This window comes from Cronobacter condimenti 1330 (assembly GCF_001277255.1).
Classification (GTDB): domain Bacteria; phylum Pseudomonadota; class Gammaproteobacteria; order Enterobacterales; family Enterobacteriaceae; genus Cronobacter; species Cronobacter condimenti.
Window position 1 is genome coordinate 3,720,777 of the sequence record NZ_CP012264.1, and the last position, 21,453, is coordinate 3,742,229.

Genomic DNA, 21,453 nt, shown 5'->3' on the forward strand with positions numbered 1-21,453 from the left:
CCCATAAAAAACGGCTTGCCCCTGGCAAGCCGTTTTTTGCGTCAGCGCCGCGTTACTTCGCCTGACCGCCCGCGAGTTTATCCAGCACCATCACGTCTGAGGTTTCGATGTATTTCGGCAGCTCAGAAAAGAGATGAATAATGTGCGCCGACTGCAGATGTTTTTGCAGCAGATCGCGGCTTTCCCACTCTTCCGTCCAGACAAAGCGGCGCGGGTTTTCACTGTCACGATTGAGCTGATAAATGATGCAGCCCTCTTCGGCGTGCGTCTTCTCGATAACGCCGCGGAACAGTTGCTCCAGCGTCTCTTCCTTGCCAGGCTTACTGACGAAAATAGCCACTACCGGAACGGTCATGTTGTACTCCTGAAGTTATGTTTACAAAGAGAAGCGGCGCGCCAGAGCCCGTCGCGTGAGTCTTATTTCGCCTGCGCGCTTAGCAGCGCCACCTGAGTCTGTGCCGACACGCGCTCGATATACGCGCTCACCTGCGGGCCGAACGCCGCGCCTTTGACAATGGTGAGCGAGCGAAGCCACGGGAAGAGAATGAAATCAGTGGTGTCGATTTCCTGCCGTCCGGCTACCAGCGGCTCCAGCTCAGCGAGTTTGGCGTTAACCTGCGTCAGCAACACAGGTGTCTGCGCGCGTAGCGCATCCAGGTCGCCAAAGGCGTTTTGTTCACGCTCGGTATAGGCGCGGCGGGCTTGCGGCGTGGCGAGCTCAGCAAAATCCCCCTCGGTAAAGCGTGGAATAACCAGGTTAAAGAGCGGGGTGGAGACTGACTCACACCACGCCTGAATACGTTCATCCACCGGCGCGTCGGTCACCCGCGGCCCGGTCAGCCCATCAACGTAGCGCACGATATCCATGCTCTCTGGCATATACGTGCCGTCCTCTTTTTCCAGAATCGGCACGACCTTGCGCCCCACCATGCGGGTCGGGGTTTCAGCATCGCCTTCCATGATGACTGACACCTCGAAAGGCAGCTTTTTCAGACCGAAAATCATCAGGGCGCGGACACAGAACGGGCAGTGCTCGTAGATATGCAGCTTCATGCAATTCTCCATGAGGGGCGCGGCGACGGCAGCATTTATCGCTCGCAAAAAGTACTACTGATGAGTAACATTACTCGATAGTAACATAACGCGTTTGCGTGACAAGCGCGACGAAAAGCCCCGCCGCGATACCGTTACCGTCGGGCTTACAGTAAGCTGGCGCGTTTAGCCGCCTCAAGGAGAGATCATTTGCGAAGTCATGCCGACCATCCGGAAAGCCAGAAGCCGAAACGAGGAGAAGCCACCCGGCGTCGGTTGTTAACACATGCCTGCGCCGAGTTCGCGCGGCTTGGTTATCACAGTACAAAAGTCAGCAACATCGTGAAGGCAAGCGGCCTGAGCCAGCCGACGTTCTATCTGTATTTTGAAAGCAAAGAGGCGGCCTATGACGAACTCGTGAGCGAGTTCCGCCTGCGCCTGGAGCGGCTTACCGAAACGCTGCTCATCCGCACCCGCGTCGAGGGCGAAGCGCTGGTGAAAAGTGTCCAACAGAGCTTTCTCAAGCTGCTGAATTTCCTTGCCGAAGATAAAGCGCTGACGGAAATTGGTTTTTTTCAGCCGCCAGGCTGTACGCAAACGAAAGCGGCACTGGCGAGCTGGATTGCCAGTAATATTGCGAAGGAACAGGCGATAGGCATGTTTCGCTGTGATATAGACGCGCTGCATATGGCCCGCTGCTGCGTCGGCATGATAGACCAGATGGCGCGCGTCCCGTCGCACGAGGCCGAGCCGCAGGCGCTGGCGCTGGGCTGCGCGCAACTGCTGTGCGAAGGCATCTGGATGCGAAGCGACACCCAGGACAACGCCCCCGCCGTTTAGCCTCGCCATTTTCCCGCCTGTCACGTATACCTGACAAACCGCGCGCACAAAACCGCAGCGCGATGATTGATAAGCCAAAAGCCATCGGCGAAGATACGGGTTGCCGCTTCGCTTATCGTCACGACCGTTTCCGTGTACCGCCGCCGTGCGGTGCCCTTTGCGAAACCAGATTTTACCCATTGCACGTAAAACACAGCGCATTAACTTAACGCGTTATCGCTTTCACACCCGCCAGCCAGAGGAATGGACGATGCAACACCGTCTCACGATTAAAGATATTGCACGCTTAAGCGGCGTGGGGAAATCCACGGTCTCGCGCGTGCTGAATAATGAGAGCGGCGTCAGTGAACGCACCCGTGAAAAGGTCGAGGCGGTGATGCGCCAGCACGGTTTCTCCCCTTCCCGCTCGGCGCGCGCGATGCGTGGACAGAGCGATAAAGTGGTGGCGATTATGGTGACGCGTCTGGATTCGCTGTCGGAAAATCTGGCGGTACAGACGATGCTGCCAGCGCTTTATGAGCAGGGTTACGATCCTATCATGCTGGAGAGCCGTTTTTCTCCGGCGCTGGTGCAGGAGCATCTGGGCGTGCTGAGCCGCCGCCATATCGACGGCGTGATTTTGTTTGGCTTTACCGGCGTCAACGAGGCGCTGAGCGCTGCCTGGCAGACGTCGCTGGTGTTAATGGCGCGCGACGTGCCAGGCTTCGCGTCGGTCTGTTACGAGGACGACGGTGCGATACGTCTGCTGATGCAGCGTCTTTATGACAAGGGCCACCGGCACATCAGCTATCTTGGCGTGCCGCACAGCGATACCACAACCGGCAAGCGCCGTCACGAGGCGTACCTCGCCTTTTGCGAGGAGCATGCGTTGACACCGTGCGATACGCTGCCAGGACTTGCAATGAAACAGGGCTACGACCATGTCGCTGACGTGCTGCGTGATGAGACCACCGCCCTGGTCTGCGCCACGGATACCCTCGCCATCGGCGCCAGTAAATACCTCCAGCAACACCGCGGCGAGCCGGTTCAGCTGGCAAGCGTCGGCAACACACCGCTGCTGAAATTCCTGCATCCTGAAGCGATCGCGGTCGATCCGGGGTATGGCGAAGCCGGTCGCGCCGCGGCAAAACAGCTTATCGATCAGATTACCCGTCGCGCCGATCCCTGCGAAATCGTGATCCCTGCCCATCTTGACTGAATTCACCCGCACCACGTTTATTGTGATCGCGCTCTGTTTTCGGGAACGTTCCCGTTCACGCCCACACCGTTACTCGTTACTCTGCGCCACAGGCCATCCGCGCCTCATACCTACCTCTGCGACAGGGCTTCATCATGAGCAAAGTAAACCAACAGGATATCGATAAACTGATAGAACTGGTGGGCGGCCGTGAGAATATCGCGACCGTCAGCCACTGTATTACCCGCCTGCGCTTTGTACTAAACCAGCCGTCTAATGCCGATCCGAAAGCCATCGAACAGCTGCCGATGGTAAAGGGCTGTTTTACCAACGCCGGGCAGTTTCAGGTGGTGATTGGCACCAACGTTGGCGATTACTACCAGGCGCTTATCGCGACCAGCGGTCACAGTGCCGCGAGCAAAGATCAGGCGAAACTGGCCGCGCGCCAGAACATGAAATGGCATGAGCGACTTATCTCCCACTTCGCCGAAATTTTCTTCCCGCTGCTACCCGCGCTGATTAGCGGCGGTCTGGTGCTCGGCTTTCGTAACGTCATTGGCGACGTGCCGATGCACGACGGCAAAACGCTGGCGCAGATGTTCCCCGCGCTCAACACCGTTTATGACTTTTTATGGCTTATCGGCGAGGCGATTTTCTTCTACCTGCCGGTTGGGATCTGCTGGTCGGCGGTGAAAAAAATGGGCGGCACGCCGATCCTCGGGATCGTGCTTGGCGTCACGCTGGTCTCGCCACAATTGATGAACGCGTATCTGCTCGGCCAGCAAACGCCGGAGGTATGGAATTTCGGGCTCTTTACCATCGCGAAGGTTGGCTATCAGGCGCAGGTGATCCCGGCGCTGCTGGCCGGTCTCGCGCTCGGCATGATTGAAATACGCCTCAAACGTCTGGTGCCGGATTACCTTTATCTGGTTGTGGTACCGGTCTGTTCGCTGCTGCTCGCCGTGTTTCTGGCGCATGCGCTTATCGGCCCGTTCGGGCGTCTTATCGGCGACGGCGTGGCGTTCGGCGTTCGTCATCTGATGACCGGCCCCTTTGCACCCATCGGCGGCGCGCTGTTTGGCTTCCTCTACGCACCGCTGGTCATCACCGGCGTTCATCAGACCACACTTGCCGTTGATATGCAGATGATCCAGAGCATGGGCGGTACGCCGGTGTGGCCGATCATTGCGTTGTCGAACATTGCTCAGGGCTCGGCAGTAATGGGCATCATCATGACCAGCCGTAAACATAACGAACGTGAAATCTCCGTTCCGGCGGCCATTTCGGCCTATCTCGGCGTGACCGAGCCTGCCATGTACGGCATCAACATGAAATATCGCTTCCCAATGCTGTGCGGCATGGTGGGCGCGGGTCTTGCGGGGCTGTTGTGCGGCTTAAGCGGCGTGGTAGCGAACGGTATCGGCGTCGGCGGTCTGCCTGCCATTCTCTCTATCCAGCCCGACTACTGGGAAGTGTTCGGTATGGCGATGCTGGTGGCAATCATTGTTCCTTTCATCCTGACGACCTTCCTCTATAAGCGAAAATCTCGTCAGGGAACGTTATTAGTCGTCTAACTTTTAGGATGGTGCGGGGAGCGTTTCGGCGCTCCCCTTCAGCAACAGCAGGAAGGCGTTATGAATAAAACTTTGCCCTGGTGGCAAAACGGGGTCATTTACCAGATCTACCCGAAGAGCTTTCAGGATACCTCCGGTAACGGCACCGGCGATCTGGCGGGCGTCATCCAGCGTCTCGATTATCTGCACACGCTCGGCATCGATGCCATCTGGCTTACGCCGTTTTATCTCTCGCCGCAGGTGGATAATGGCTATGACGTGGCGAACTACACCGCTATCGATCCGGCTTACGGTACGCTGGATGAGTTCGACACGCTGGTGTCCGAGGCGCACGCCCGCGGTATTCGCGTGGTGCTGGACATGGTGTTTAATCATACCTCGACCCAGCACGCCTGGTTTCATGACGCGCTGACGCGCGAGAGCGCGCACCGCAATTTCTACATCTGGCGCGACGGCACGCCTGAAGAAGCCCCAAATAACTGGCGATCGAAATTCGGGGGCAGTGCCTGGCGCTGGCACGCGGAGAGCGGCCAGTACTATTTGCACCTGTTTGCGCCTGAACAAGCGGATCTCAACTGGGAAAACCCGCAGGTGCGCGACGAGGTAAAAAAGGTCTGCGAATTCTGGGCCGATCGCGGCGTCGACGGTCTGCGACTGGATGTGATCAACCTGATTTCTAAAGATCAGGATTTCCCGGCAGACGATCGGGGCGACGGACGACGGTTTTACACCGATGGCCCGCGTATTCACGACTATTTACAGGAGCTGAGCCGCGATGTGTTCGTGCCGCGCGGGCTGATGACCGTTGGGGAAATGTCCTCGACAACGCTTGAAAACTGCCAGCGCTACGCCGCGCTGGAAGGCCATGAGCTGTCGATGACGTTTAATTTTCATCACCTGAAAGTGGATTACCCAAACGGGCAGAAATGGACGCTGGCGCAGCCTGATTTCGTCGCGCTCAAAGCGATTTTTAACCACTGGCAGCAGGGTATGCATAACGTGGCGTGGAACGCGCTGTTCTGGTGTAACCACGATCAGCCGCGCATCGTCTCGCGCTTCGGCGATGAAGGCGCGTTACGCGTGCCTGCCGCGAAGATGCTCGCGATGGTGCTGCACGGTATGCAGGGCACGCCCTATATCTATCAGGGTGAAGAGCTTGGCATGACCAACCCGCATTTTACCCGCATCGTTGACTATCGCGATGTGGAGAGCCACAACATGTTCGCCGAACGGCGCGCGCAGGGTCAAAGCCCTGAAACGCTGCTTGCGATCCTCGCCAGCAAATCGCGTGACAACGGCCGCACACCGATGCAGTGGGATGACAGCGACAACGGCGGATTCACCACCGGCACGCCGTGGATCGGCCTTTGCGATAACTACCGCGAGATCAACGCCGCCCGCGCGCTTGAAGATCCGGATTCGGTCTTTTACGCCTACCAGAAGCTCATTGCGCTTCGCAAAGCACACCCGATTTTCACCTGGGGCGACTATCAGGATCTGCTCGCCGGGCACCCTTACCTGTGGTGCTATCGCCGTGAATGGCAGGGCCAGCAGATGGTCGTTGTGGCGAATCTTTCGCGTGAAGCGCACTGGTGCACGCCGGGCGACTTCACCGGCGAGTGGCAGACGCTGATGAGCAACTACCCCGATGCCGCCCCGGCGCCTGGCGAAATAAACCTGCGCCCGTTTGAAGCCGTCATCTGGCTGCAATCGTAAAGCTGGCCCGGCGCGCTGCCGGGCTACGTTAACCGATGAGCGCGTTGACGCGGCTTAACCACCCGGCAATACCGGCATCCAGGTCAGCGTCGCTCAGTACATGCGTCCCCTGGATAAGCGCCGGTTCCTGCCAGACCATACCGGTCATGTTAGCCATTGCATTGAACGGCAACCAAAACTCGTCTATCGGGTAGCGGTTATAACCCTGCGGAGAATACGCCGCGGCGTTACCGCCGGTCGAGACCATCAGCATTAGCGGCTTGCCGTGCAGGCGGTCGCCGCCGCTGCCGTAGGCAAACCCGTGTTCCAGCACGTGATCCTGCCACTCTTTCAGAATCGCAGGCGCGCTGTACCACCAGAACGGAAACAGCATCACCACTGCATCATGCGACAGCAGCAATGCCTGCTCGCGCTTCACGTCGATAGTAAAATCCGGGTATTCACGCATCAGTTCATGCACCGTCACCTGCGGCAGCGCCTTCAGCGCCTCGATGGCGGCATGGTTGACGCGGGATTTATCCGGATAACGATGGCCCGCCAGTACCAGTACTTTTTTCATTTCTGCTCTCCTCAACGATGATGTTGAGGTAATGTTGGCATGATGCAGGGTTAACCTGTAGCGCGGTTCCGGGCATATCTGTTTCAACCAAAGGTATCAACCATGACGCTTACTTCTGATGTGCATCGCCTGCTGCCGGCCTTTCTGGCTGCCGCCCAGAGCCAGAGTTTTTCCGCCGCTGCGCGCCTTCTCGGCGTGACGCCAGCCGCCATCAGCAAAAGCGTGCGCCAGCTTGAGGCACGTCTCGGCCGCGTGCTGTTTCAGCGCAACACCCATTTTGTCGTGCTAACGGAAGAAGGCGCAGCGCTGCGCGACCAGGTCGCCCCGTTGTGGCACGCGCTCAATCAGGCACTGGAAAAACCCGCCGATGAGCCGCAGGGGCTGGTGCGCGTCAGCGTGATCCCGGGCTTTGGCCGCTACCGGCTGATGCCGGAACTGCCCGCGTTTCAGGCGCGCTACCCGCGCGTGCGGCTGGATCTGGCGATGGATCCGCGCCGCGTAAATCTGATTGGCGAGCGGATCGACGTTGCTATCGGCCAGCGTACCGTGCAGGACAGCCGGGTCGTCACGCGTGAAATTCGTCCCATGCGCATGATGCTTGCCGCCTCGCCGGCTTATCTGGCGCGTTTTGGTACGCCAGAACAGCCGCAGGATCTGCTGCATCACCGCTGCCTGGTGCACCGTAATCCCGGCACCGGCAAACTGCAAAGCTGGCTGGCTGACGAACTGGCGATGGAAGAGCAGCACGCGTTTCTTATCAGCACGTTTCCTGACGTACTGGTCGATGCCGCGCTGGCGGATATGGGCATTGTCTCGCTCGCCGACTGGTATCTGGCGCCGCCCCTTGCCGCAGGCCGTCTGGTGCCGCTGATGACTGCGCACTGGCCCGCGCCGCAGCCGCTCTGGGTAAAATACCCGCACCACCGGCTGGCACCGCGCGTGCGGGCATTTGTTGATTTTTTAACTGAAAAATTCACGGCGTAAATATTTCGCGGGCGTCAGCGCAGACGGTAAGCGCGCTCGCCGCTTTGCTTTGTCCTGCATCAATAAAAACGCAAACTTGTTTGATGCAAATCACTATATATAGACATTAAAATCCCCCGCGGCCCAATATCTTGTATTTTTAGCCTAATCTTTCAGCAATCCAGCGTGACTGAAACCTATGCTCAGCTGTGGATAAAACGGGCCAGCTCCGACGTTACCGATGGTTTATTCGATGAATATACCTCGCGCCGCGCGACGGAGTTTCTGTGGATAACCTGTGCTTAATATGGAGTGATCATGACACCGCATGTAGTGAAACGAGACGGGTGCAAAGTGCCTTTCAATTCAGCGCGCATTCACGAAGCGATTCTTCGTGCAGCGCAGGCAGCGGGAGTCGATGACGCAGACTATTGCGCCACCGTCGCGGAAATCGTCAGCAACCAGATGCAGCATCGTCGGGAAGTGGATATTCACGAAATCCAGACGGCGGTAGAAAACCAGCTGATGGCGGGCAACTACAAACAGCTGGCGCGCGCCTATATTGAGTATCGCCATGACCGCGATATCGCGCGTGAAAAACAGGGCCGCCTTAACAAAGAGATCCGCGGTCTCGTCGAGCAGACTAACTCGGCGCTCCTGAACGAAAATGCCAATAAAGACAGTAAAGTGATCCCGACACAGCGCGACCTGCTGGCGGGCATCGTTGCGCGTCATTACGCACGCCAGTATCTGCTGCCGCGTGATGTTGTTCAGGCCCACGAACGCGGCGAAATCCACTATCACGACCTCGACTATTCGCCCTTCTTCCCGATGTTCAACTGCATGCTGATAGACCTGAAAGGCATGCTGACGCAGGGTTTTAAAATGGGCAACGCCGAGATTGAGCCGCCAAAATCGATCTCGACCGCCACGGCCGTGACCGCGCAGATCATCGCGCAGGTGGCGAGCCATATTTACGGCGGCACCACCATCAACCGTATCGATGAAGTGCTGGCACCCTTTGTAACGGCAAGCTACGACAAACATCGTCAGGTCGCCGAAGAGTGGCAGATTGCCGATGCGGAAGGCTACGCCCGCGCCCGTACCGAAAAAGAGTGTTACGACGCGTTCCAGTCGCTGGAATATGAAGTGAACACGCTGCACACCGCCAACGGCCAGACGCCGTTTGTCACCTTCGGGTTCGGTCTTGGCACCTGCTGGGAGTCGCGCCTTATCCAGAGTTCGATTTTACGCAACCGCATCGCGGGCCTTGGTAAAAACCATAAAACGGCCGTATTCCCGAAACTGGTGTTTGCTATCCGCGACGGCCTGAACCACAAATTTGGCGATCCTAACTACGATATCAAACAGCTGGCGCTGGAGTGCGCGAGCAAGCGTATGTACCCGGATATCCTCAACTACGACCAGGTGGTGAAAGTCACCGGCTCGTTTAAAACGCCGATGGGTTGCCGCAGTTTCCTTGGCATTTACGAGGAGAATGGCGAGCAGATCCACGACGGGCGTAATAACCTCGGCGTGATAAGCCTTAACCTGCCGCGTATCGCGCTGGAGGCAAAAGGTGATGAAAACGCATTCTGGTCGTTACTGGATGAGCGCCTGAAGCTTGCGCGCAAAGCGCTGATGACGCGTATTGCGCGTCTGGAAGGCGTGAAAGCGCGCGTGGCGCCCATTCTTTATATGGAAGGCGCGTGCGGCGTGCGCCTGAAACCCGATGACGATATTTCAGAGATTTTCAAAAACGGCCGCGCGTCGATTTCGCTCGGGTATATCGGTATTCACGAAACCATTAACGCCCTTTCCGGCAATCAGCACGTGTATGACAGCGACGCGCTGCGCGCCAAAGGTATCGCTATCGTCGAGCGTCTGCGCAAGGCGGTGGAGACGTGGAAAGCGGAAACCGGCTACGGTTTTAGCCTCTACAGCACGCCGAGCGAAAACCTGTGCGACCGTTTCTGCCGGATTGATACCGCCGAGTTTGGCGTAGTGCCGGGCGTCACCGATAAAGGCTATTACACCAACAGCTTCCACCTGGACGTGGAGAAGAAGGTGAATCCTTACGACAAAATTGATTTTGAGGCGCCTTATCCGCCGCTCGCCAATGGTGGTTTTATCTGTTACGGCGAATATCCGAACCTGCAGCATAACCTCAAGGCGCTGGAAGACGTGTGGGATTACAGCTATCACCATGTGCCGTATTACGGCACTAATACGCCGATTGACGAATGTTACGAATGTGGCTTTACCGGCGAATTTGAATGCACCAGCAAAGGGTTTACCTGCCCGAAATGCGGCAATCATGACGCCACGCGCGTTTCCGTTACCCGCCGCGTGTGCGGTTATCTTGGCAGCCCCGACGCCCGTCCGTTTAACGCCGGGAAGCAGGAAGAAGTGAAGCGCCGCGTGAAGCACCTCGGCAACGGCCAGTTGGGTTAACACTGTGCGTCACGGCGGGTAAGCAAAGCGCACCCGCCAACGCCGCTATGGCGTCAATTGAGAAGCGGTTTCGCAAAGCAATTGGCGTCAGAGCAAGGCGGCAAGCGCGCGAGTCCCCGGAAGCTTACTCCAGTAAGTGACCGGGGCGAATGCGCGCAGCCAACACCGCTATGGCGTCAATTGAGAAGCGAAATGAATTATCACCAATACTACCCGGTTGATGTCGTTAACGGCCCCGGCACCCGCTGCACGCTCTTTGTGGCAGGCTGCGTTCATGAATGCGCGGGCTGCTATAACAAAAGCACCTGGCGGCTTAATTCCGGTGTGCCGTTCACAGACGAGATAGAAAGCCGCATCATTAACGACCTGAACGACACCCGTGTCAAACGCCAGGGGTTGTCGCTTTCCGGCGGCGATCCGCTGCATCCGCAAAACGTACCGACCATCCTGCATCTGGTGCAACGCGTGCGTGCCGACTGCCCCGGTAAAGATATCTGGGTCTGGACGGGTTATAAGATTGACGAGCTTAACGATGCCCAGCGTGAAGTAGTGAACCTTATCAACGTGCTGGTGGATGGCAAGTTCGTACAGGATTTGAAAGATCCTGCGCTTATCTGGCGCGGCAGCAGTAACCAGATCATTCACCGGTTGCGCTGAGCGCAGCGGCGACGTTATCCGGTGGCGATACGCCACCTGCTTCAGAACACTGCGCTTAAAACCGGGTCAGACTCTCCATCGCCACCGCGTGAAAACTGGCAAAATCGCGGCATGTCTGCAGCCGCTGTGCCGCACGTTCACGCAAAAACGTCACAAACAGATCGTAAATCGTCATCGCCTCTTCATATTCGCGCTTGCTGATGGCGAGCAGGAAAATCACGTGCGCCGTCTCCTCGCCCCAGGCAATCCCCTGCGGTGCCAGGACGGTATAAACCACCGTTTTGCGCGCCATCAGCCCCAGCGAGTGCGGCAGCGCAATGCCGTCGCCAAGCAGGGTGCTGACAATCGCCTCACGCTCCACGACGGAGGGCAGGAAATCAGCGCCCACATACCCGTCCTGCTCAAGCTCCGCGCACAGTTGCGTAAAAAGCGCCTGTTGCGTCAGCGGCGTATCCACCACGCGAAAATGCCGGGCGTCGAAATACTTTTCGAGCATCCAGGGACGGGTTCTGTCCACCAGCACCAGCTTGCCTATCTGCTCCAGCTGGAAATCGGTCGGGAATGGCGACATTACCACCACCGGCTTGTCTTTTTCCGGCACTCGCACCGTGGAAATCACAAAATCCTCGGCAATCGCGCCACGCTGTTCATAATCGCGAAGTGATGCGATTTCACTGACTTCCAGCTGCGGGTATTTACGCAACAACATTGACTGGATCATGCGTACCGTCGAGTTGCCCGTATCGCAGACCAGCAACACGCGGGGATTGCGCTGGTAACCAACGTTGTAGTGGCGCTCCAGCCCTACGCCGATATGCAGCACCAGAAAACCCACTTCGTTTTCGCTGATGGTGTAAGGCGTGTATTTTCCCCAGCCGGAGACCGCCGCGAGCGTCATATCCCAGGCCATGGGATAGTGCTGCTTAATGTTGCCAAGCAGCGGGTTAGGAATATTTATCTGGTAGCGCACGCGGGTGATCATGGTGCGGATATGGGTCAGCAGATCGGCGCGCAACTGCTCATCGGTCAGCAGGTTGTAGTTATAGTGCGTGTTGATATAGCGCAGAATGTAACCCGCCAGCGCCTCGGCGTCGTCGGCGCTGATGGCGCTCGGCTCCAGCTCCTGTACCTGACGCGCAGCGATATGCACCCGTAGCCAGTTCTCTTCCGCCTCGGATAACGGCTTGCTGCACAGCGCTTGCAGCAGCGAGGCAATATCGCGCGCCGCGCTACGCACGTTCTCATCCACATCATCCACCACGAAGTCCGGCAGCGGATAGCCCTCGCTGATACGCCGCACCGCCACCGCGCAGTAGAGCCGGATAAACTGCTCGCCCTCGTCGGTAAAACGCAGACGCGAACGGGCGAAAATCGCAGGCAGGCTGTCGCTGAGCCGCTCCTGCACGCCCACGTTCAGCGCTTCTTCGGTCAGAAGAGGGTTTGCGCTGTCCTGCTGGGCGAGCTGCCAGAGCAGGTCCGTCAGACAGGCGCGCAGCGCCATCTCGCTGCCGAAAAGCTTCATGCCGTGACGCGGGCGGGTTTCCAGCGTCAGGTTGTAGCGCATAAACAGATCGCGCACTTCCGCCATGTCGTTTTGCAGCGTGGCGCGGCTGACGAACCATTCCTGCGCCAGATCCTCAAGCTTCAGAGAAAATGCGGCAGTCAGGAAACGCACCGCCAGATAGTGCACACGTTCAGGCGCGGTACGCGGAATACGCAGCGCTTTCGGGCGGCTCGCCTGCAACGCCTGGTAGCGACATGGATCGTTAACATTGAGCTGATAACCGCAGCCACGGTTAAGCACCAGTTGAACGCCATGCTGGCACAGCAATGCATTGAGCGCGCTGATATCTGCGCGCACGGTGCGCGTCGTGACGTTTAACCGGCGCGCCAGCTCATCCTGCGGCAGCGCCTCGTTTTGCAGGAGATCAAACAACTGGGACAGACGTTGACTTGGGAATCGCACACCGGTTTCCTCTCGTTACACGGGCGCGCCATCGCACCCGCAGACGGCCTCAGGATCAGGGAATATATTTATCACGGTGATAAATATATTCTCCAGCCTTAACCTGCGGCGCGCTTAGCCCACCCATTCACGGGTGATGGTCAGCAGACGGCGCACATCCTCAGGGCGCGTCTCGCCGCTGGCGCTGTCGATAATCGAGCTGTAAATATGCGGGATCACTTTACTTACTCCCGCCTCCAGCGCGATGCGCAGAATGTCCGCAAAATTATCAAGATCAATGCCGCCGGTGGGCTCCAGCCAGAAGTCATGCCGCGCGCAGGCTTGCGCCACCGCCTGATACTCGTCGCGGCAGGCAAGCCCGCCCATCGGGAAATATTTTATCGAGCTCCCTCCCATATCCTTAAGCAAAGCAATGGCGGTTTCTACCGGCACGATGCCATCGGGTGCAGCGTGACTGAGCGGGCCGGTTGAGATTTTTACCCATCCCGGCGTGCCGGCAGGCGACACGAGACCATTAACGACCGTCTCACCCTGCCCCAGCAGCGCGCGGCTTGCGCCCACGCCGGTAAAGACCTGATTCACATGCTGCGGCTGCAACTCCCGCGCGATGGCGCTGACCATCGCCGACTGGTTCGGATCACCTGCGCCAAGCCCTAACGACAGCGCGTTATCAATACGCGACGCATAGTCGCGCATGTCCGCCACGGCGCTCACCACGTCAGGATAATTTTTGGACAGCACGCCCACCAGCACATGGCCTTCGGCGGCTTCATATACCGCGCTCGCGTTTTCCTTCGAGCCGGCCAGCACGTTCAGACACACGCGATCGCGGTAAAAGTTCGGGGTGAGTCTCATGCGGTTGTCTCCTGGGTCAGCACGTCGCGAATGCGGCGAAAAACAATATCCAGCTGCGCAGCGCTGACGCTGCGTACATCGGCTTCAATAATGCCTTCATTGGCTTTGTAGCCGCGAAAATAGATGGCGTATTCGCCCTGCTTCAGCGCGCTGACCAGCTCGCCGGTGTGGATGCCGGTCGTGGCATCGTCGAAGGTGATTTCGCAGCGAGCAATGTCGCGCCCCGCGCTGTCCCAGACCACTCGGGCCGTCACGCCAGGCAGCGTGTTGAGTTGTTCGATAAACGGGGTCATTCTGGCGACCATCTCCTGGCCGCTCTCTTTGGGCGTGCTGAGGTAGTGTTCGATGGCGCAGGTCAGGCCGAGGATGCCCTCTTTGCCGACTTTCATGGCACGTCCGATGCCGTTCGCCTGGCGTTTCACCCACTCAACATACTGCGCTTTACCGAGCACCAGGCCGCTGGTCGGCCCTTCGATAGCCTTCGCGCCGCTGTAAATCACCAGATCTGCGCCCGCGCGGTAGTAGCCCTGCAAATTCTCTTCGGCGGCGGCATCGACGATAAGCGGCAACTGATGATCCTTTGCCACCGCGGCGGCTTGCTCCACGCTCAACATGCTTTTTTGCACGCAGTGGTGCGATTTAACGTAGAGGATCGCCGCCGTGCGCGGCGTAATCGCGGCGGCGAGCTGGCTTGCGGAACATTCATTGGCGTAACCCGCCTCCACGACCCTTCCGCCGCCCATCGCCACCATCGTGCCGACCGGCGCGCCGTAATTCACGTTATGGCCCTTCGCCAGCACAATCTCGTTTTGCTCAATCGCTGTGGTATGCAGATTTTCCAGCAGCCAGTCGCTCTCTTTCACCAGCACGGCCGCCACGGACTGCGCGAGCCCCGCCGAGGCGCAGGAAACCACTGTCGCTGCTTCGACGCCCAGTAATGCCGCAATGTAAGCGCCGGTTTTATTCACCAGATCTTTTATCTCGAAATAGTGATGAAGCCCCTCCGTGACCGCCTCAATAACAGCCGGGCGCGGCGTCGAGACGCCTAAAATCGTCATCCGCCCGGAGGCGTTAATCACCTGTTTCAAATCATATTTTTCATAGACTGAAGGCATGTTCCACGCTCCCTTGTTCGGTCATATGCCAGACGCCCGCCCGCACAGCGGCGAGCGGCACCAGTAAATGTTCGCCCTGCAGGCCCTGGTCGCCGGCATCGGTAAACCGCACCGGCTGGCGGCGCAGGTCGAAAATCGTCAGATCGGCATCCGCGCCCGGCAGCAGACGCCCTTTGTTTGCAAGCCGCAGCACCGTTGCGGCGTGCACCGTTACGCAGTCGATCACCTGCGGCAGCGACAGCCCGATGGCGAGAAACTTCGCCATGACATGCGCGAGGCTTCTCACCGGGCCATTAATGCGGTTGCGACAGTAAATGTCAGAGCTAATGGTGTACGGCAGAATGCCCAACGCGATAGCCTGCTGCGCCACGGCAAAGCTGAAACTGGCGCTGCCGTGTCCCACATCCAGCCGCACGCCGCGGCGCAGCGCATCGCTGATGCTCGCACGCAGTGCGCCCTGCGGCGTCAGGATACGGTTCGGCTTGCCGTTGAAGCAGTGAGTGATGATGTCGCCCCCGGAAAGCCGCGCCGCTATCTCATCAAGCGGCGGAGGGCCGTTGCCGATATGCACCATCAACGGCAAATTGCCGTTCTCCTGTTGAATAGCTTTCGCGCGCTCAAGCGGCGCAATACCGTTATCACCCACGACGCTGCTGCTCATGCGCGCCTTCAGCCCGACGATGAAATCGGGATGGCGCGCAATCGCCTCGCGCGCGGCAGCGGCGTCGATATTGGCCATATCCGCCAGCTCGTTCTGGGTGATAAGCCCGACCTTAGAGACGTTCAGCAGTGCCAGCACCTCCGTGACCACGCCGCGCGTCAGCGCCCGGAAATCGTCAATGTCATTCGCGCCGGTGCTGCCCGCATCCACAACGGTAGTGACGCCCGTCGCGATGCCCACCGCGTCCGGCTCATCGTGGTAAAGCGGCGATTTGGGATAACAGTGCACGTGCAGGTCTATCCAGCCGGGGCTGACGTAGTACTCCCCGTTCAGCACGCGGGTTTCACGCGCCTCGCCGCTGACCGTGCCAAGCGCGGCGATTTTGCCGTCTTTGATGGCGATATCCGAAAGCGTGTCGTCCACCAGCCGCGCCTGACGCAGAATCAGGTCAAACATAGCGTCTCCTTAGAGCGCGGGCGCTGCAGCACCCGCATGGTTAACCAATCGCGACCGGGAACAGCGATCCCAGGATCATCGCGCCGAGAATCGCCCCGCCGGTGATGGGCTTCTGCCAGAGGTAAAAGAGCAACGCGCCCAGCAGCGAGCCGATGCCGATAGGAATTGATGCGGCCATCGCGCTCAGGATGATAAGCGGCCCAAGGAAGCGCCCGGAGGCGTTGCCTGCGCCCATCATGACGTCTGCGCCGTAGGTGGAATCGCTCTGGTTGATGGTGAATTTGCGCGCCAGGATGATGACGTAACCGATGGCGAGGCCTATCAGCAGCCCGGTCACCAGCGAGGCGGCAAAATTCGCCACCGGGAAGACGAAACCCGCGCCGAGTAGCAGCGCCGGTACGCCCAGCCCCACGCCGGTCTGGATAGCACCGCCAATATCCAGGATGCCTACCAGCGAGCCTTCGATAATGCGCGCAAAGAGGAAGCTCGCTCCGAATGCCGCGACAGCGCCGTAAACGCCCGTGTCGATCCCGGCCTTGAGCATCGCCACGAACGCCACTTCATTAAAGGCGCCGATGCCGTAGAGGTAGTACATGTGTGTCCCGGCGAACACGCCTGCAGAGAGCAGGCCGACGAAAATCGGGAATGACCAGTCGGCGTACCAGAAACCTTTATTTTCTTCCATCATGCGCTCCTTATTTGCCGCTCAGCGAGTTGTGGATAAGACTGAGCCAGTCCGGCACGGCCAGATGGAAAGCATCCATCATTTTCATATCGAACCCACGGAAGAAAGCGCTCAGCACGAACAGCAGCACAATGGCGCCCATCATCACTTTGGTGACGCGGTTCCAGCCGCTCTCTTCAACGCCTTTTCCGATGAGAATACCGAGCACGAGACCCGGAACGGCGTTGCCCATGATGAGTTGCGCCGCACCGCCAAAGACCGTCGCCCAGAAGCCCGATTTTTTACCGGCGTCGATGGCGGCCAGCCAGAAAATCACCGGCATGACGGTGTTCACCAGCAGGTTGGCGGCAGGCACCAGCACTTTGACGGCCGTCACCTGCAACGCCTCCGGCACCGCAGACGCCGTCGTATTAAGGAAGGCCACGACCACCATGCCGATAAGCCCACAGGCGATGGCCATTTTTTTCGGGTCGTGGAGGGTTTCACCGAGATTGCGGTTTTTCACCATCAGCGCCGCCGCTCCCCAGTTGGGAATAATGCGGTGATCGACATCCTGCGTGAAAGCGCCCGCCGCAACGGACGAGGCCCAGGCGTTAAAGAAAAACCCTAACCCAAAGGAGAAATGCGAGGCCGGATCGCCTTCGCAGGCGTTTAGCTCGCCTAGCGTACGAAAAGCACCCATCCCCTGCGTGGTGGGCGCATGAAACATGCGTGCGGCCCCGGCGCCCACGCCGACGCCCACAAGGCCGCCGATAATGAGCGATTTTATTAATATTATCAGGAACATTCGTCTGCCCTTATAGTAACGATCAGCTGTGTTGCGTGACGAAATCCACCTTGTCGAGATTGATGGCGGTCACGTTGACGGTCACGTCCAGCTCCACGCTGAAAGCCCGTCGTTCCCGGCGCAAAAAGAAGAACAGAAACGCTTCTTTGCGCACCGTTTCCCGCGCATGAACAACCTGCACATCCTGTGGCTCAATACGCAGTAAGATGTGCGGCGAGGCTTTCATCACCGCCGCCTGTACTTGATTCAGGGCATCGGCAAATGCTCGCGGGCGCGCCTCGCCTTTGCCTTTCACCCTCACCGTGGTGGTGTACTGTTCTTTCATACGTTATGCGCCGTATTTCTTTTTCCAGGCTTCCACCAGGCGCTCGCCCAGCTCTTCTTTATCCATAAAACCGAAGCCCAGCACGTTGCAGCCCTCGTTGATGGCGGTGACACCCTCTTCCACCGAACGCATGCCATATTTGGCTTTGTAGCCATGTTTGGTTTGCGCGGTAATGGCGCCTGCGCCGCCGCTGCCGCAAAACGAGATGCCGAACGTCGCGCCTTCGGTTTTCATGACGTCGCCAAGCTTCATATCAGCCGCCACGCCCGGCACCACAACGGCACGCCCGCCTGCTTTTTCCACACCCGCCGCCACTTTCTGACCTTTACCCAGACGATCGCCAATCACTACCGTAATCTGTGCCATGGTTCGCTCCTGAAGGTTAAACATTCTCTTTCGCTACCTCGAAGTGCACCGACAAAAGCCAGGCCTCTTCATCAGGCAAATTGCCAAACTGCGCCACGATGTCGCGCGCGAGCGCCATAGCCGCCGGGGAGATTTCATCGAAAAGGCTCTCTTCGACCTCCGGCAGCGGCTCACCCGTTACCGAACGGTGCGCCATCGCCCTTACGTGCGAGCTGAGCATCTGCTGCTGCACGGCATTAGGCGTTATCTGGTGGCGGTCGAGTAGCGCGTAGACTTCGCCAAGCATCCGCTCGGCAAGCGCAGCAGCGCGTTCCGTGTGTTGACATCCGGCGTTGTTCATTACCGCTCCGTTATTCACTCTGCATCTCAGGTTAATTGCGCTGAGTTCACAGTAACGGTGGGTGTTAAAGGTTTGTAGCGAGTTGTTTTCCACTTCGAAGTGGAAAGGAGAACGGCGGCAGTGATCTGTTCCACATAAAGGCCGTGAATGGTTATAAACCACTACATAAATGTGATGAATGTCACCAGCGTACGTGGCGGACGAAAGAAAAAGAAAATAACGGGCTTGTGGGGTAACTCGTCAATGCGGCGATTGATAAGCGTTGCTTATGGCCTACGCAGCGTGCGGGAACGCGGCGGCGAACCGCCGCGTAGAAAGGGGTTTAGCGGTATTTCTTGTGGTAGGTATTACGGGTCGTTTTGAATTCTTCGGCGCTGGCCTGTGCCTCTTTGATTTTGCCTTCATCAACAAGCTTCAGCGCGCCGTCAATCTGGCCCACCAGCGTGTCGAGCCCGTGGCGGAAATCTTTCATTTCGGGGCTGTCAGCCGGTTTATCTTCAAGCTTCGGCGGGGTTTCTTTTTTGGCGTCCAGCGCAGCTTCACGCATTTTCGTGAGCGCCGTTTTCATTTCCGCCGCGTCGTTGGTTTTCTGGACGACTTTCAGGTTTTCATTCAGGGTGTCCATGTTGTCTTCCAGATCCGCCCACGCCGCGGCGCTGGTGAACAACAGAGAGGAGACCGCTAACATCGCTAACGCTTGCTTACGCATTGACTCACCTTTTTATTGTTATGACGAAAAAAAGGCGCCGCAACGGGCGCCCTTGCCTTACTCGCCGGCGATTTTCATCTCCGGCAGCAGTACTGAACCACACTGAATATTGCTACGTGTTTCAATATCGTCACCAATGGTAACCATATTGCGCCACATCTCTTTGAGGTTGCCGGCAATGGTGATCTCGCTCACCGGATACTGGATTTCGCCATTTTCGACCCAGAAGCCCGCCGCGCCGCGCGAATAATCGCCGGTGATGCCACTGACACCCTGGCCCATCAGCTCGGTGACCACAAGGCCGGTGCCCATCTCTTTCAGCAGTTGCTCAAAGCTCAGGCCGCGCCCCTTGATGCGCCAGTTATGGATGCCGCCCGCATGACCGGTGCTTTTAAGCCCCAGCTTGCGCGCAGAATAGTTGGTGAGCAGCCATTGTTGCAGCACGCCGTCTTTGATAATGTCGCGGCGCGATGTCGCCACGCCTTCGCTGTCGAACGGCGTTGAGGCGAGGCCCTTCAGCAGGTGCGGATGCTCTTCAATGGTCAGCCATTCCGGCAGGATCTGCTTACCGAGCGAATCGAGCAGGAAGGTGGATTTGCGGTAGACTGCGCCGCCGCTGATGGCGCCGACCAGATGACCGAACAGCCCGGTTGCCACTTCGCGCCCGAAAATGACCGGCGCTTTCATGGTCGGCAGCTTGCGCGGGGAAAGGCGCGACAGCGTGCGACGGGCGCACTCTTCACCCACCCACTCCGGCGATTCCAGATCGCCCAGCGCGCGGCCAATGGTGTAGGCGTAATCGCGCTCCATATCGCCATTTTCTTCTGCGATAACACAACTGGAGAGCGAGTGGCGCGAAGAGCAGTAACTTTGCAGCATGCCGTGGCTGTTACCGAAAACTTTAATACCGTAATGGCTATTAAAACTGCCGCCTTCCGTGTTGGTGATGCGCTTATCTGCCTTCAGGGAGGCTTGCTCGGCGCGTGCGGCATAGTCGATAGCCTGCTCTGGCTCGATTTCCGCCGGATGGAAGAGGTCTAAATCGGGTGCTTCGAAAGCCAGCAGATCTTTTTCCGCCACACCCGCGCACGGGTCTGGGGAGGTATAACGGGCAATATCCAGCGCGGCCTGTACGGTGCGGGCGATCGCGTCCGGGCTTAAATCGGTCGAGGAGGCGCTGCCTTTGCGGTTTTGATGATAAACCGTGATGCCGAGCGCACCATCGCTATTAAATTCAACATTCTCCACCTCACCGTAGCGGGTGCTGACGCTGATACCGGTCGTTTTGCTGACCGCCACTTCCGCGCCGTCCGACTTGCCGGACGCCAGCTCCAGCGCCTGAGAAACCGCCTGTTCCAGCGCTTTGCGCTGCGCTTCAACTTGTGTGATTACTTTCATCGCGAGTGCCATAATGTAAGGTGAAATTCAAAGCCACATTTTGTGAGTCTAACAGAGAACCATTTCGCAGTGCGCGCCTTAACTGGTAGTATTAGCCTCTTTTTTTGAGGAGCCTGAGATGACAAAGCAGCCCGATGACTGGCTCGATGAAGTGCCCGATAACGAAAACGACGACGATGATGATGAGATTATCTGGGTCAGCAAAAGTGAGATTAAACGCGACGCCGAAGAGCTGAAGCGCCTCGGCGCCGAGCTGGTTGATCTTGGGAAAAACGCGCTGGATAAAATTCCGCTGGATGAAGATCTGCGCGCGGCCATTGAACTGGCGCAGCGTATTAAGAAAGAAGGCCGCCGTCGCCAGATGCAGCTTATCGGTAAAATGCTGCGTCAGCGTGACGACGAGCCGATCCGCCAGGCGCTGGATAAACTGAAAAACCGCCATAACCAGCAGGTGGCGCTGTTCCATAAACTGGAGCAACTGCGTGACCGTCTGATTGAAGAAGGCGACGACGCGGTGCCGGATGTACTGAATCTGTGGCCGCAGGCAGATCGCCAGCAGCTGCGTTCGCTCATCCGCAACGCTAAGAAAGAGAAAGAAGGCAATAAACCGCCGAAATCCGCACGCCTGATCTTCCAGTATCTGCGTGAGCTTGCAGAAGGCGAATAATCTCCTCCCGGCTCAGGCGTTGCCTGAGCTGTTTTCCTGTTATCTATTCCTTTTCGCTATGCTTTTTCACCCGGCTATCCGTACGCGCCTTTATCTTCTGCGTTTACCCCCTCATTAGCTGAATCGTTAAAGCAAAAAGCATTCAACTTCA

Annotated in this window: 22 protein-coding genes; 8 read left to right on the forward strand and 14 right to left on the reverse strand. The window is 58.0% G+C overall.

Annotated elements, in window-relative coordinates; all coding sequences use genetic code 11:
• Window positions 1–52: 52 nt before the first annotated feature.
• Together AFK62_RS17045 and grxB are read right to left on the reverse strand one after the other, a co-directional pair.
• Window positions 53–355 (reverse strand): putative quinol monooxygenase, encoded by a 303-nt coding sequence (locus tag AFK62_RS17045; protein ID WP_007678592.1) that lies wholly within the window; start codon window positions 353–355, stop codon window positions 53–55.
• Window positions 356–417: 62 nt separating this feature from the next.
• Complete coding sequence (gene grxB / locus AFK62_RS17050; RefSeq protein ID WP_053532052.1) at window positions 418–1,053, reverse strand: glutaredoxin 2; 636 nt, start codon at window positions 1,051–1,053, stop codon at window positions 418–420.
• A gap of 189 nt (window positions 1,054–1,242) precedes the next feature.
• Between grxB and AFK62_RS17055 the strand changes: the two genes are divergently transcribed.
• The 4 genes from AFK62_RS17055 to treC all read left to right on the forward strand — a co-directional run bounded on the left by AFK62_RS17055 (window position 1,243) and on the right by treC (window position 6,339).
• Complete coding sequence (locus tag AFK62_RS17055; protein ID WP_007678616.1) at window positions 1,243–1,872, forward strand: TetR/AcrR family transcriptional regulator; 630 nt, start codon at window positions 1,243–1,245, stop codon at window positions 1,870–1,872.
• A 250-nt stretch (window positions 1,873–2,122) separates the two neighbouring features.
• Window positions 2,123–3,070, forward strand: a complete 948-nt coding sequence (gene treR, locus AFK62_RS17060) for a trehalose operon repressor TreR (protein WP_032984782.1) — start codon at window positions 2,123–2,125, stop codon at window positions 3,068–3,070.
• A gap of 134 nt (window positions 3,071–3,204) precedes the next feature.
• Complete coding sequence (treB, locus tag AFK62_RS17065) at window positions 3,205–4,623, forward strand: PTS trehalose transporter subunit IIBC (protein WP_053532053.1); 1,419 nt, start codon at window positions 3,205–3,207, stop codon at window positions 4,621–4,623.
• A 60-nt stretch (window positions 4,624–4,683) separates the two neighbouring features.
• Window positions 4,684–6,339 carry an alpha,alpha-phosphotrehalase gene (treC, locus tag AFK62_RS17070; RefSeq protein WP_007678620.1) on the forward strand — a complete coding sequence of 552 codons (1,656 nt, stop codon included), beginning with the start codon at window positions 4,684–4,686 and terminating at the stop codon, window positions 6,337–6,339.
• 28 nt (window positions 6,340–6,367) lie between these two features.
• On the opposite strand, the gene AFK62_RS17075 is transcribed toward treC, so the two are convergent.
• The gene (locus AFK62_RS17075) at window positions 6,368–6,898 is read right to left on the reverse strand and encodes an NAD(P)H-dependent oxidoreductase (RefSeq protein ID WP_007678621.1); all 531 of its coding nucleotides are present in this window, start codon (window positions 6,896–6,898) and stop codon (window positions 6,368–6,370) included.
• 102 nt (window positions 6,899–7,000) lie between these two features.
• On the opposite strand from AFK62_RS17075, the gene AFK62_RS17080 reads away from it, so the two are divergent.
• From AFK62_RS17080 to nrdG, 3 genes are all read left to right on the forward strand, one after another.
• Entirely contained in the window at window positions 7,001–7,882 is an 882-nt protein-coding gene (locus AFK62_RS17080) for a LysR family transcriptional regulator (RefSeq protein WP_007678622.1), read from the forward strand.
• A gap of 297 nt (window positions 7,883–8,179) precedes the next feature.
• Window positions 8,180–10,315, forward strand: a complete 2,136-nt coding sequence (gene nrdD / locus AFK62_RS17085) for an anaerobic ribonucleoside-triphosphate reductase (protein WP_053532054.1) — start codon at window positions 8,180–8,182, stop codon at window positions 10,313–10,315.
• 192 nt (window positions 10,316–10,507) lie between these two features.
• Window positions 10,508–10,972, forward strand: a complete 465-nt coding sequence (gene nrdG, locus AFK62_RS17090; RefSeq protein ID WP_007678624.1) for an anaerobic ribonucleoside-triphosphate reductase-activating protein — start codon at window positions 10,508–10,510, stop codon at window positions 10,970–10,972.
• 55 nt (window positions 10,973–11,027) lie between these two features.
• On the opposite strand, the gene AFK62_RS17095 is transcribed toward nrdG, so the two are convergent.
• The 11 genes from AFK62_RS17095 to pmbA all read right to left on the reverse strand — a co-directional run bounded on the left by AFK62_RS17095 (window position 11,028) and on the right by pmbA (window position 20,647).
• The gene (locus tag AFK62_RS17095) at window positions 11,028–12,938 is read right to left on the reverse strand and encodes a BglG family transcription antiterminator (protein ID WP_007678625.1); all 1,911 of its coding nucleotides are present in this window, start codon (window positions 12,936–12,938) and stop codon (window positions 11,028–11,030) included.
• A 114-nt stretch (window positions 12,939–13,052) separates the two neighbouring features.
• Window positions 13,053–13,793 carry a 2-dehydro-3-deoxy-phosphogluconate aldolase gene (gene dagF / locus AFK62_RS17100; RefSeq protein WP_007678627.1) on the reverse strand — a complete coding sequence of 247 codons (741 nt, stop codon included), beginning with the start codon at window positions 13,791–13,793 and terminating at the stop codon, window positions 13,053–13,055.
• Window positions 13,790–14,908 carry a DgaE family pyridoxal phosphate-dependent ammonia lyase gene (locus tag AFK62_RS17105; RefSeq protein WP_007678629.1) on the reverse strand — a complete coding sequence of 373 codons (1,119 nt, stop codon included), beginning with the start codon at window positions 14,906–14,908 and terminating at the stop codon, window positions 13,790–13,792. The genes dagF and AFK62_RS17105 overlap by 4 nt, the downstream gene beginning before the upstream one ends.
• Window positions 14,892–16,025: an amidohydrolase/deacetylase family metallohydrolase gene (locus AFK62_RS17110; RefSeq protein WP_007678632.1), complete on the reverse strand. Its 1,134-nt coding sequence runs from the start codon at window positions 16,023–16,025 to the stop codon at window positions 14,892–14,894. Before AFK62_RS17110 ends, AFK62_RS17105 begins: the two co-directional genes overlap by 17 nt.
• Window positions 16,026–16,065: 40 nt before the next feature.
• Window positions 16,066–16,710: a DUF4310 family protein gene (locus tag AFK62_RS17115; protein ID WP_007678634.1), complete on the reverse strand. Its 645-nt coding sequence runs from the start codon at window positions 16,708–16,710 to the stop codon at window positions 16,066–16,068.
• 10 nt (window positions 16,711–16,720) lie between these two features.
• Entirely contained in the window at window positions 16,721–17,497 is a 777-nt protein-coding gene (locus tag AFK62_RS17120; RefSeq protein ID WP_007678638.1) for a DUF4311 domain-containing protein, read from the reverse strand.
• Between the two features lie 22 nt (window positions 17,498–17,519).
• Entirely contained in the window at window positions 17,520–17,822 is a 303-nt protein-coding gene (locus AFK62_RS17125) for a DUF4312 family protein (RefSeq protein ID WP_007678640.1), read from the reverse strand.
• A gap of 3 nt (window positions 17,823–17,825) precedes the next feature.
• Complete coding sequence (locus tag AFK62_RS17130) at window positions 17,826–18,188, reverse strand: SFCGS family glycine-rich protein (protein ID WP_007678642.1); 363 nt, start codon at window positions 18,186–18,188, stop codon at window positions 17,826–17,828.
• Between the two features lie 16 nt (window positions 18,189–18,204).
• A complete protein-coding gene (locus AFK62_RS17135; RefSeq protein ID WP_007678643.1) occupies window positions 18,205–18,528 on the reverse strand; it encodes a hypothetical protein in 324 nt (107 codons plus the stop codon).
• Window positions 18,529–18,850: 322 nt separating this feature from the next.
• Complete coding sequence (cybC, locus tag AFK62_RS17140) at window positions 18,851–19,237, reverse strand: cytochrome b562 (RefSeq protein WP_007678644.1); 387 nt, start codon at window positions 19,235–19,237, stop codon at window positions 18,851–18,853.
• Between the two features lie 57 nt (window positions 19,238–19,294).
• Window positions 19,295–20,647 carry a metalloprotease PmbA gene (pmbA, locus tag AFK62_RS17145; protein WP_032984783.1) on the reverse strand — a complete coding sequence of 451 codons (1,353 nt, stop codon included), beginning with the start codon at window positions 20,645–20,647 and terminating at the stop codon, window positions 19,295–19,297.
• 106 nt (window positions 20,648–20,753) lie between these two features.
• Between pmbA and yjgA the strand changes: the two genes are divergently transcribed.
• The gene (gene yjgA, locus AFK62_RS17150) at window positions 20,754–21,302 is read left to right on the forward strand and encodes a ribosome biogenesis factor YjgA (protein WP_007678653.1); all 549 of its coding nucleotides are present in this window, start codon (window positions 20,754–20,756) and stop codon (window positions 21,300–21,302) included.
• The last annotated feature ends 151 nt before the right edge of the window (window positions 21,303–21,453 follow it).